This window comes from Clostridium sp. AF27-5AA (genome assembly GCF_003478415.1).
Lineage (GTDB): Bacteria > Bacillota > Clostridia > Lachnospirales > Lachnospiraceae > Otoolea > Otoolea fessa.
In genome coordinates this window covers 76,655-89,201 of record NZ_QUFH01000002.1, presented here as the reverse complement: position 1 = coordinate 89,201, position 12,547 = coordinate 76,655, and the positions used below count along the sequence as shown (strand labels likewise).

The following is a 12,547-nucleotide window of genomic DNA, read 5'->3' as shown; positions in this document are numbered from 1 at the left end:
TCGCATTTTAATACTGCAAATTCCTGCTGCCACCACGTTTTCTTACGGCACTTTCGGTTCCAAAAGTGCCTACCCGTGAACAGTAATTTCCGTTTTTCCCTTAATTGGCAAGGAAACAAATGAAATCATTGCCTCCGTTTCCCTCGAAAAATGCCGCTGCATCGTTGAGTCCCATCTTATCCGTGTAGGCAAATTCCGTGCCCGGATACCAGAGACAGGAGATGTTGTACGCGTCGTATCCACAGATCAGACCATAGCTTCCGTCTCCCAGATATGCCACCACCGGCATGCCCGCGTAGACAAAGTAGAGAATCTGGTTCAGCGTCAGCCCGCGTGCGTCGATTAACTCTGTGCCATCCGAGGAGGTCGTCTTTCCGTCCGCCATATCCGACAGATAGCGGCTGACGGTTCCCGCCATATTCTGGACGTCGCGGATCGTCTTCGCGTCGCTCCGGTTTGCTCTCACCCAGACAACCCGGTCATTTTCATCCGTTACGAGTCCCATGCCATCGTAAGCTGCCTGCACCGCGCTGGAAAATTCCGCATATGAGCCTTTCAGGCGTCCCTCGCTGTAGGCACTGTAAATCCGCTGTGCAGCCGCGCCATTGTTCTGAAGCACAATCACATCATTTTCTTCTGCTGCCACCTGCTTCGGAACATGCACCTTCGTGCTCCGTGCCGTCTTGCCTGCATCCAGCTTGACGCAGTAGAGACGCCCCTTTGCACTGTCATTTAACGTAGCGATTCCATCCAGTGGATCTTTCGACACTTCCTCATTACAGACCAGCGTGTCCTCGTCCATCGGCTGATAGCCGCTTCCTATCTGGCGCATCCGTGACAGATGAACCCGGCTGTCCTGAATCCGCACATCCACCAGGTTGACACCCGGCTTCTCATAGCGGGTCTCCATCTCCATATTGCTGCCGACGATCTCGACCGCATACAGCGGAAGCCCCGTCACGCGTCCATCCATCGTAAGCTGCTCGTTCGGATGGGCAAGCCCGTAGACTAAGTCTGTTCCGACAAATCCGATCAGCCGGATCACGGTCTGATCCGGGAAGGAAATCTCATCCTTCTTGCCTGTCTCCAGATTCATGACATGCAGCTTGGTCGAACGGTAAATATCCGCCCCATCCTGCCATGCAATCCGGGAGGCATCCGTGCTGACTGCAAAATTTTCCTCCGTCAGGCCATCTGCCACCACCATGTACTCTTTTCCCGTCAGATCGACACTGTAAACCGCATGGTTCATCAGCACATACAGCGTCTGCCCGCCGCTTAAGTAGCACAGCTGGTTGATATCCTGGCGCAGGTTGCCGTAATCGGTCGATGCCGGCAGATACAGCCGCTCTGTCAGGGCATTTCCCGCAGTCTCATAGCGGTATAGCGCGATTCCCGTCGTTCCCTCGTGGTTACCGCGGCTCATATAGCCGTACACGGCAAAATCAATCTGGCCTGCCTCGCTCACATCCAGAATCTTGATTCCGTAGGTATCATAATTGACCCTCGTATCATTCTCGCTCTTGCGGAACGCAAATACCTTTGTGCTCTCTTTTTTTCCTGTATCATAAATCCAGAGCGCCCGGTTTGCCACAAAGGCACGGTATTTCCCCGCTTCATCCTGCATCGACTGCAGATCCTCCGCATCCGAAACCCCCAGCTGAATCCGGTCACCAGAATAGGCGCTGCTCTCCCCCGTAAAAATCTGGTCCGCGCGGCGGTCATAATTCATCATGTAGATGCGCTGTGCGCCCAGCTTCATCGTGAAGCTCTCGATCACATCGTAATAAGCAGCCGCCTTGCCATCCTTCATCTCACTTACAACATACTTTAAATCGATCGTCCCAATGATGCCCTGCAGCTCCCGCAGATGAATTTCCGGTTCGCTGACCCGCTCCATCGAAAGCCCTTTCCAGGTCAGCTGGCTGAAATCGCTTTTTAACGTCACATGTCCCAACGAACTGTTGTCCGCATTCGGATCCGTCTCCAGATAGGTCGTCAGCTCCCTCGCTGAATCATAATCAAACGTCTTTTCAGAAAAGGACACCGCCAGATCGACCATCTCCTGCACACGGCTCTCCTGCTGCCACATCACGCGCGTGTAAAAATAGATCGCCGGGTGCTTTTCCGTCGCGATCGCAATCGTTAAGCGGTATTCGCTTTCCTCCGTCAGAAGGTTCTGGATCGGAAGCTCCGCAGAAACCTCTTCCCCTGACTGTTCCCAGTGGTCAAGCGTTGTACGTTCTACCAGACGTTCGCCGTCCAGACTGCGGATCTCATACTGCATCCCCGTAATCTGGGAGTCCAGCTTGTCGATCGTCACCGACAGTTTCCGGTCTGCCGGAAGCAGCGTCAAATCCCCGCGTCCAGCCGCTTTCTGGCTGTCCTCCACGAAACCGTCCAGCTCGTTCATCCGCCGCCCCAGAATATTCACATAAGCGACTGGAAGGTTCGCGTCCTCAATCGAAGTATAGACCGCCCCATCCTCCCGCAACTGCATCCAGGACCAGGTAAAATAACCGGCTACTGCCAGCACAAATAAGATCAGTAAAATCAGTATCTTTTTCAGGTTTTTCTTCATCTATCAAATCAATTCCTTTTATCTCTCCACCATACCAGTTCCGTATCTTCACAGGTACAGGAAAATCTACCCGCCGAACTGTTTCCGTTTTGTCATGCACGCCAAAAACTGCCGCAGGCACCCATCTGTCCCGGCGGCAGCCTTTGTTTCAGTATAACACAAGCAGGCTTCAAATTCCAGAATTTCTATGATTCGTAAGAACTCCGATTGTGTTACTGTTCACGCATACGTGCCCAGTAACCCGATTGTTCTTTTTCCAAATCGGTAAAATTCGTTGTCACACCTGGATGTTACCGCATTTTAATTCAGAAAATTCACACCTGAAAATTGCCATTTCAGCACTTCCGACACCGTCTTCGCTCCTGCAGCTCATTCATTAATAAAACCTGAAGAAAATCCTGAAGCGGCGCTCCCCACGGATTTCCTGGTCTCCCCGGACGCGGTCCCGGCGGCGGGGGCGGCGGTCCCCACGGATTTCCCGGTCCTCCCGGGCGCGGTCCCGGCGGCGGAGGCGGCGGTCCCCACGGATTTCCCGGTCCTCCCGGGCGCGGTCCCGGCGGCGGGGGCGGCGGTCCCCACGGATTTCCCGGTCCTCCCGGGCGCGGTCCCGGCGGCGGGGGCGGCGGTCCCCACGGATTTCCTGGTCCTCCCGGGCGCGGTCCCGGCGGCGGACTCCATGGACGGCGCTCCTGCGCGGTCAGATTCGGCTCATCCGCCTCCCACACCATATATCCAGCGTTTCCGCCCTTCTGTTCGCCCCGAAGTGGTCCATACCATACATCATTTCCAGGAAGATGCGGCTGTATGCTGGTTCCCGCCAGATTCTCTTCTCTTTCTCCACCAGGAGAATCTATTTTCAGGGAATTTTCCACCATCGCCGTTCCTTCTTCTGTGGATACGGTACCCACGTCCGCCGCCTTTATATAGGTCGTCAGTGTATCCGTCCTTTCCGTTCCAGCCGGATAAACCTTCTGCCATTTTTCCAGTGCCCGTTTTGTCAGTTTTTCCAGAAAGATCCGATCCGGATATTCATCATAGATGGGACTCCCCTCATACTCCAGCTCATCACAGACCGCTTCCACGCAAAGCTGCATCTGCTTACATGCAGCCGGATAAAGACTCTTAAAATATGCAAAATCCTGCATCGGACTGCCATTCCCCCTTAATTCAAGGCTTACATGGTATCCTATGCAGGATTTATGCGTATCATGTTATTCTCACGTACCGTTTTTCACGTTATCCTCTGCACAGCCGAATCAACTGTTCCTCAAATTATCAAAACAGTTTTTCCGGGTACACGCCCTCACGGATCAGCGCCCGGATCGACTCCGTCACACTCTCCTTATCCTCACGGTAGGTCACGCCAAACCAGCGGTCATGCGTCTCCAGAAGCTTCACCCGTGCGCGTCCGTCGTGGATCATCTGATCGATGATCGTCGGAAGCAGGTACTCCGACTTCACGTCGCCCTCTTTCAGCCCCGCAAGAAACTCTGGAAATCCTTTTTCCAGCTCCTCCACAAAGCCCGGTGTGAGTCCCCACATATTCATCGATACATGCTGGTTCTCCTGAACCGAAACCGGACTCCCCTCTTTATCCGTCGCCGTCATGCCGTCCGCTGTCTTCTGGATATTGTAGGTTTCGGTTACGCGTTTTAAAATCTCTCCCTCACCCACCTCACAGACGCCGCGTGTCACGCCGCCGTTCTCGCTGAGCGTATTTGCCAGAATAAAGCCACCCATACAGATATCATACACCGGTGCGTTCACGTCCATCTGTTCCACCATGTATGTATGAATCTTTCGGAACACTTCTTTTCCATAATAATCATCCGCATTGATCACCAGAAATGGCTCTTCGACCAGTCCGCGAATGCTCAAAATCGCCTGTCCGGTTCCCCACGGTTTTTTCCGGTCTGCCGGGACACTGAATCCCTCCGGTACATCCGAAAGCTCCTGGAATGCGTATGTCACCGGCGCAATCTTCTCAATCCGGTTCCCGATCACTTCTTTGAAGTCCTCCTCCAAATCATGACGGATCACAAAGATAATCCGGTCAAATCCAGCTTCCAGCGCGTCATGGATGGAGTAATCCATAATGATCTCCCCATTCGGACCCACTGGCTCCAGCTGTTTGATCCCTCCGCCAAAACGGCTTCCGATTCCGGCTGCCATAATGACAAGTGCTGTTTTTTTCATCTTCCCTCTCCTCGTCCGTATATTTGCTGCCATCTGAACATTATGTAAACAACAACATTTTTACTGCAATCGTATGTCCAGTATAGCACAGAACCCCTGTGGTTGCAATCATCCACAGGGGTTTCCATTTCCCCAACAAGGTATCATGGTTACCGTTCACGGGTAGGCACTTTTGGAACCGAAAGTGCCGTAAGAAAACGTGGTGGCAGCAGGAATTTGCCGTATTTAAATGCGAAGCCACGGCAAATTCCGTTACTGGGCACGTATGCGTGAACAGTAACTATCAGGGAGCACTTAATGGAACAGCGCCGTCACATTCGCCACTTCCTCCGCTGCCGACGCACGCGTCAGGGACGATAAATCATAGAAGCAGTAACCGCTCACCTGTCCGGTTGCCCGTCCAGCCTGCACCTCGCGCTTCATGATATCATGATACCGCTGCCACTCCGGCACCTCGTTGCCGTCCACTGCATCTGTTCCGGTCTTATAGAGCGCCAGACCGATATACAGCTTCACATTGCCCTCCTTTTTCAGCGTCACCCACTCATTCAGGCAGTTTGCAAACGCATAGCCCGCTGCCTGGCCGTTCTGCTTCGCCTCAAATCCCCAGTAAATCTGCGGCATCAGGTAATCCACATAGCCGCTCTGGGTCATCCACGCATCCACATCTGTAAACTGGCGGGTATCTTTTCGGAGGTTCTGTAAATATCCCTCCGGGCTGATACCGAACGATGCCTGCGGACGGATCGACTTGACCGCACTGTAAACGCCCTTTACCAGCTCATTGACATTATTTCGTCTCCATGCCGCCACACTCAGCGATGTGCCGCCCGCCTGATACTCCGGATAATCAAACCATGTTTCCGCCTTGCTGTCATCGAGATTCGGATAGAAATAATCATCAAAATGGATGCCGTCCACCTCATAATTCGTCACGATCTCTTTCACACCGTCAATAATCAGCTGGCGCACCTGCGGAATCGCCGGATTGTAATAATACTCACCATTCTGGCACAATACCCACCGGTCATTCGAACTGTCCCCGTCCTTCGCCCACGCGATCGCCGGATTTGACGCACACAGATCCGAATAACGGTTCAGATACCCCGTGATCCGGTACGGATTGATCCACGCATGAAGCTGCAAGCCCCGCTGATGCGCCGCCTGCACCGCATATGCCAGCGGATCATACCCCGGATTCTTTCCCTGTTTTCCAGAGGCAAATTTCGACCACGGGAAATACTGTGACGGATACATCGCATCTCCATCCGGGCGAACCTGTAGGAAAACCGCATTTAACCCCTTCTGTACACAGAGGTCCAGTGTCTGATCCATCGCTTTCTTATAACCAGCCTCATCCTTCGCCCATCCATTCCAGTCCAGATACGAAACCCAGACACCTCTCATCTCTCCACTTCCAGGACTGCCGCCCGATACCGGACCCGCATACGCCTTCGAAACCGGCAGGAACAACATCCCCACCGCCAAAAGAAATGCTGCCACCCAGCCGATCGCCCTCTGTACCTGCTTTGCCATGCAAAATTCCTCCCCTCATTTCCTCCTATTCTACCAAATATTTCCAATAAATACTTTACTTTTTTCTGTCTCTTTTATTTTTCCAATACACAGGGACGAGCCCGCGAGGTCCGAACCGCCTTTCATATATCTTTGTACGCATCTTGAACACAGGTGTCCGAACAGGACGGACGCAGTCCGTCATGGGCGAACATCTGTAGTGAAAGCAAGCGAACAAAGGTATATCGAAAGGGCGGTTCGAACCTCGTGGGCTCGTCCAGTCATTTTCACAACTATGTGCAAAAAGCCTCCCCTGACAGCCCTAAAGCCGCCAGAAGAGGCATTTTCATCATCACGAACAAAGCTCCCGCTTCTCCTTATAATGATGCTTCTCCTCCAGCATCATATCCTTCACCTTCATCAGGCGGATCTGCGTGCTTCTCTCATTTTCATCCAGCTTCATCGTGATATATTTGATATTTTTGCGCGCCTCCGGAATAATTACGTGTTCCAGCGCATTGACTCTCCGGCGCGTTTTCTCGATCTCGGCTGCCATGAGCTGGCAGGCTTTCTCTGTCTCGGACAGCCGCAGCATATCCGGCAGAATGTCCGCCAGCGACTTGACTGCCCCGTCCAGATCGCTCGAAGTAAACGCAAATCCATACGAGTAAATATCGTTCTCATCCGCCGTCCGGGTCTTATAATGGAACACCGGAATATCGACGCTCATTACGTTTTTCTTGTCTGCTTCCAGATAAACCGCCTGTTTCGGCGCGGCAAGCGCGGTATTTAACGCCTGCTCGGACATCCCGGCTTTAGCGATGACGAAATTCACATTCGCACTCCGGATGCCCGCCTCCACTTTCTGGCGCAGCGCCATATTTTCCCGGACCAGATCCAGGAACTGACGCATCAGCTCATCCCGCTTATCCTTCAGCAGTTTATGTCCCCGCGTGGCTGTCGCCAGCTTCTTTTTCAGCCTCGTAAGCTCCATTCGGGTCGGGTTGACCTGTGTCGATGCCATGCGTATCACCTCTCTCCTGCAATCACTTTGTCACGACAGATCCGCCAGCTCCCGCAGCCGCGTTATGACACGCCACTTTCGTTTTCAAGCGCATCCGCCATGCACAGGCATTTTTACTCTTTCCCATAATACAGATCCAGATACTTCTCATCGATACGTTTCAGCTCGCTTCTCGGCAGGATGGAAAGCAGTTTCCAGCCAATCCGCAGCGTCTCCTCGATATCGCGGTCCGTATTGTAGCCCTGGGAAACATATTCTTTTTCAAAGGCGTCCGCAAATTTTGCATAGATTAAGTCAACATCGGACAATGCCGCCTCGCCCAGGATCACCATGAGTTCCTTCGCTTCCTTGCCGCGCGCATACGCCGCAAAGAGCTGGTTTAAGGTGTTCGAATGGTCGGCACGCGTCTTGCCCTCGCCGATTCCCTTATCTTTCAGACGGGACAGCGACGGAAGTACGTCAATCGGCGGTGTGATGCCCTTGCGGTACAGATCACGGCTTAAGATAATCTGTCCCTCGGTAATATATCCGGTTAAGTCCGGGATCGGGTGCGTCTTGTCATCCTCCGGCATGGTTAAGATCGGAATCATCGTGATCGAACCATTCTTGCCTCTCTGGCGTCCGGCTCTCTCATACAGGGATGCAAGATCCGTGTACATATAACCCGGATAACCGCGGCGTCCCGGAACTTCCTTGCGGGCAGCCGAAATCTCTCGCAGCGCATCCGCGTAGTTCGTGATATCCGTCAGGATAACGAGAACGTGCATATTTTTCTCAAATGCCAGATACTCGGCAGCCGTCAGCGCCATACGCGGGGTCGCGATACGCTCAACCGCCGGATCGTTTGCCAGGTTGATAAACAGGACGGTACGGTCGATCGCGCCCGTCTCCTTAAAGCTCTCAGTAAAGAAATGCGCTTCCTCAAAGGTGATACCCATCGCCGCAAAGACAACGGCAAACGGTTCGTCCGTGCCGCGCACCTTCGCCTGTCTCGCAATCTGGGCTGCCAGATTCGCATGCGGCAGACCGGACGCCGAGAAAATCGGCAGTTTCTGACCGCGGACCAGTGTATTCAGACCATCGATCGCGGAAACACCCGTCTGGATAAACTCCTGCGGATAGCTTCTCGCCGCCGGGTTCATCGGCAGACCATTGATATCGCGGCGTTCCTCCGGCAGGATCTCCGGACCGCCGTCGATTGGATTGCCCAGACCGTCAAAGACGCGTCCCAGCATATCCTCCGATACGCCAAGTTCCATCGTTCTGCCTAAAAAACGCACCTTACTATTTGAAAGGTTGATACCCGTGGAACTCTCAAAAAGCTGTACCAGCGCATTGCCGCCGTCGATCTCCAGCACCTTGCAGCGTCTCTTTTCGCCGCTCGCCAGCTCGATCTCACCCAACTCGTCATAGGTAACATTTTCCACGCCCTGCACCAGCATCAGAGGACCTGCAACCTCCTGTATGGTTCTATATTCTTTCGGCATTTAGAATGCCCCCTTTCCAGCCGCATCGGCAACCTCTTTCGCAAGTTCATCGAGGACCGCCTGATACTCTTTCTCCACGTCTTCTGCCTTCGTATATTTAAAACGTCCGATCTGCTCGCGCACCGGCATCTTGATGAGATTCTGGATGGAAGCGCCGCCTTCCAGCGCTTTCTTCGACTGCTCATAGAACGCCAGCACCAGCTTCATCATGCGGAACTGTTTCTGCAGTGGTGTATACGTGTCAATCTCATGGAAGGAGTTCTGATGCAGGAAATCCTCACGGATCGAGCGCGCCGCTTCCATTTTCAGGCGGTCGATCGGGGACAGTGCATCCATGCCGACCATCTTTACGATCTCTTCCAGCTCTGCCTCCTCCTGCAAAAGGCTCATAAGACCCTGTCGGCAGCTCATCCACTCATCCGATACATTCTCATCAAACCATTTTCCCAGATTGTCCACATACAGGGAATAGCTGGTCAGCCAGTTGATCGCCGGGAAGTGTCGCTTGTACGCCAGCGCCGAATCGAGTCCCCAGAATACCTTGACGATACGCAGCGTCGCCTGGGAAACCGGCTCGGAAATATCGCCGCCTGGCGGGGATACGGCTCCGATTGCGGACAGCGCGCCCTCGCGTCCGTCCCTGCCAAGGCAGATGACATGACCGGCACGCTCATAGAACTGTGCCAGACGGCTTCCTAAGTAGGCCGGATAACCTTCCTCGCCCGGCATCTCTTCCAGACGTCCCGACATCTCTCGCAGTGCCTCCGCCCATCGGGAGGTGGAATCCGCCATCAGTGCCACCGAATAACCCATGTCGCGGAAATACTCTGCGATCGTGATACCCGTGTAAATCGATGCCTCGCGGGCTGCTACCGGCATATCCGAAGTATTGGCAATCAGCACGGTCCGCTGCATCAGGGAGTGCCCGGTCTTTGGATCCTTTAACTCCGGGAACTCATTTAAAACATCCGTCATCTCGTTGCCGCGCTCACCGCAGCCGATGTAAACAACAATGTCCGCTTCCGCCCATTTCGCCAGCTGGTGCTGGATGACGGTCTTGCCGCTTCCGAACGGTCCCGGTACGGCTGCCACGCCGCCCTTGGCGATCGGGAAGAATGCGTCAACGACACGCTGTCCGGTGATCAGCGGTTTTACCGGCGGCAGCTTCGTCTGGTACGGACGTCCGCGCCGAACCGGCCATTTCTGCATCATTGTAAGCTCTTTTTCGCCGTTTTCCGTCTCAATGACCGCTACAGTTTCCTCCACCGTAAATTCACCGCTCTTGATCTCTTTGACGGTACCTTTTACACCATACGGCACCATAATCTTATGCTCAATGATCAGCGTCTCCTGCACGGTACCGATGATGTCGCCTGCTTCCACGCTGTCGCCCGCTTTCACGGTCGGCACAAACTGCCATTTCTTATCACGCTTTAAAGACGGAACCTCAACGCCGCGCTTTAAGTTGTTGCTGCCCGTCTCCTTCATGATATCGTCCAGCGGCCGCTGGATTCCATCGTAGATACTCGTCAGGAGTCCCGGTCCCAGTTCAACCGAAAGCGGCACATCCATCGACTCTACCGGCTCGCCAGGTCCTAAACCGGAAGTCTCCTCATATACCTGAATCGACGCTTCATCTCCGTGAATCTCTATGATCTCGCCAATCAGACGTTCGTCGCTGACGCGGACGACGTCAAACATATTGGCATCCCGCATCCCGCTGGCGATAACCAGCGGTCCTGCTACCTTCTTTATCGTTCCTTTGCTCATTGGAAGGTTTCACCCACCTTTCTATCATGCATCTCCAAACAGAATATCCGATCCAACTGCCTGTTCCACCGAATGCTTGACCGACTCCACGCCTTTTCCCGTATTCCCGGAAATCCCCGGAATCAGGATCACGGACGGAAGCGGCTGTTCCCGGTAGCGGTCGATAGCTGTCTCAATCCCGGCAGCCGCCGCCTCGGTGATATAGATCACCGCGTAGGAACCAGAAGCCAGTTCCAGAAATACTTTCTCCGTCTCTTTTACATCGGACACCGGAAATGTCTCCAGTCCCAGCGCCGCAAATCCGTAGATGCTGTCGTAATCTCCGACTACTGCAACCTTATACATACATCTCCCTTATCCTTTCCCGAATCTGTTCCTCCTCAAGACCGTTCAGACGGGCGGTCAGGATGATACGGACCGTTTTAATCTCATTTTCCTTCGCCAGCACATAGGCAACCAGCGGTCCCGCCGTAAACGGGTTGTATTTCTGCGGCTTGATCGTCTCGATCAACTGATTGTCACACCACCGCTCAAACGCCGACGGCGATTCCTTTAATGCCTGCGCGCCGCCCGCATAGCGGGTTCCTTCCAGATACTCGCAGATCGCGCCGGCGCCGCCAAGAGCCGCCTGTGACAGGCGCTCGATATTCAAGCTATCGCACGGTGCCATCGCGCGCCGCATAAAATCCAGATGTTTTCCCGTCTTCTGGGAGCGCACCGCTATCTTGATATCCGCCACCGCGACCGTTGTCTCGGCATAATCGCGGATGATCGCGTCAGACGCATTCCTTCCGCACTCATAGATAGCTGCGAGCGCCGACCGGTCAACAATGATATCGCAGAGCTGCCCGTCGCCCGTGTGCAGAAATGTCTCGCTGGCTTCCTTCGCCGCCTCCCGCATATGTGCCGGAAGCGCCTGCCAGTCCTTTTCCGCTACGATCTTCGCCATCCGCGCGCCGTCCACCTCGCAGTCGTCAAAATAGACATTGCCGTGGCTGCCCGGCGCCGCCGCATCCTTGATCGCCGCCTTTAAATTGTGGTAGAGATCCCCGTAGGAAAGCACTGCCAGGATCGCGTCGTCGCCCTTCAAAAGGTCGCGGACCGTCTCCCAGGTTTTCGTCTTCTCCCGGGTCAGGATCGCCTCCGCGCTGAGCGGTGTATCTGCATTCCCCCAGCCGTGTTCGGTCAGGAAACGCAGCGCCCCCTCGTAGCTTTTTACGGACAGCAGCTGTTCAATCTGTGCGGAGGAAAAAAGCCCATTTTCCAGTGCCCGGATCCGGGCGACCGCGTAGGCATATTTTGTATCAGACATATAAGCCCTCCTTACCTTCTCCCGCCGTTATCCAAACAGCATCGCATGTACCTTGTCCGCCAGCTCATCCCGCTGCGACGCAAACAACGCCCCGGCAGAACAATTTTCCTCGACGCCGCCGTACACCAGAACAAAGCCCCCGTCGATCTCCCTCGGTTCTTTTTTCAGTACCAGGCTTCCGCCTTTTTCCTGCGCCGCCTTCTCTATCTTTGCCGGAAAATCATCCGGCATCCGCTCTAAATCACGTTTTGAAACATAGATTTCTCCTGCCCGATCCGTCACGAACCGGGAAAGAAGCTGCTCCATCCATGCAAAATACGCCTCATCCGGCTTTGCCAGCAGCTCCCTGTGTGCCGCCGCAAGCATTTCCTCGATGATCGCCTGCTTTGCCGCAAGGATCGCCTGGCGCTTCTTTAGCGCCGCCGAAGAACGAAGCCGTTCCTCATAGCTTTTTTCACGCTGCGCCGCCGATTTCGCCTGCTCTTCCTCCAGCTTTTTTACCTTTTCACCGGCTGCCGCAAGGGTCGTCTCCGCTTCACCGGCTGCTTTTTCCTGAATCGCAAGCGATTCCTGCTTTGCATCGTCAAGGATCTGAGCAATAATCTTATCTAATCCATTCATACGCTTCACTCCTTAACTGATTTTGATTCTTTCCGCCGTGC

At 54.0% G+C, this 12,547-nt stretch carries 10 protein-coding genes; all 10 read right to left on the bottom strand.

What is annotated here, in order from left to right; genetic code table 11:
• Window positions 1-100: 100 nt before the first annotated feature.
• A complete protein-coding gene (locus tag DWY89_RS02765; RefSeq protein ID WP_118524379.1) occupies window positions 101-2,581 on the bottom strand; it encodes a hypothetical protein in 2,481 nt (826 codons plus the stop codon).
• Window positions 2,582-2,916: 335 nt separating this feature from the next.
• Window positions 2,917-3,726, bottom strand: coding sequence for a hypothetical protein (locus DWY89_RS14310; protein ID WP_182431248.1), 810 nt, complete (start codon window positions 3,724-3,726; stop codon window positions 2,917-2,919).
• Between the two features lie 130 nt (window positions 3,727-3,856).
• Window positions 3,857-4,777, bottom strand: a complete 921-nt coding sequence (locus tag DWY89_RS02755; protein ID WP_107000823.1) for an NTP transferase domain-containing protein — start codon at window positions 4,775-4,777, stop codon at window positions 3,857-3,859.
• Window positions 4,778-5,071: 294 nt separating this feature from the next.
• Window positions 5,072-6,313, bottom strand: coding sequence for a family 10 glycosylhydrolase (locus tag DWY89_RS02750; protein WP_118524378.1), 1,242 nt, complete (start codon window positions 6,311-6,313; stop codon window positions 5,072-5,074).
• Between the two features lie 331 nt (window positions 6,314-6,644).
• Entirely contained in the window at window positions 6,645-7,316 is a 672-nt protein-coding gene (locus DWY89_RS02745; RefSeq protein ID WP_022358661.1) for a V-type ATP synthase subunit D, read from the bottom strand.
• A gap of 113 nt (window positions 7,317-7,429) precedes the next feature.
• The gene (locus DWY89_RS02740; protein ID WP_022358662.1) at window positions 7,430-8,803 is read right to left on the bottom strand and encodes a V-type ATP synthase subunit B; all 1,374 of its coding nucleotides are present in this window, start codon (window positions 8,801-8,803) and stop codon (window positions 7,430-7,432) included.
• Window positions 8,804-10,573 carry a V-type ATP synthase subunit A gene (locus DWY89_RS02735; protein WP_107000825.1) on the bottom strand — a complete coding sequence of 590 codons (1,770 nt, stop codon included), beginning with the start codon at window positions 10,571-10,573 and terminating at the stop codon, window positions 8,804-8,806.
• Between the two features lie 24 nt (window positions 10,574-10,597).
• Window positions 10,598-10,918, bottom strand: a complete 321-nt coding sequence (locus tag DWY89_RS02730) for a V-type ATP synthase subunit F (protein WP_022358664.1) — start codon at window positions 10,916-10,918, stop codon at window positions 10,598-10,600.
• The gene (locus DWY89_RS02725; RefSeq protein ID WP_118523446.1) at window positions 10,911-11,885 is read right to left on the bottom strand and encodes a V-type ATPase subunit; all 975 of its coding nucleotides are present in this window, start codon (window positions 11,883-11,885) and stop codon (window positions 10,911-10,913) included. Before DWY89_RS02725 ends, DWY89_RS02730 begins: the two co-directional genes overlap by 8 nt.
• Before the next feature lie 27 nt (window positions 11,886-11,912).
• Window positions 11,913-12,506 (bottom strand): V-type ATP synthase subunit E, encoded by a 594-nt coding sequence (locus tag DWY89_RS02720; protein WP_107000828.1) that lies wholly within the window; start codon window positions 12,504-12,506, stop codon window positions 11,913-11,915.
• Between the last annotated feature and the right edge of the window lie 41 nt (window positions 12,507-12,547).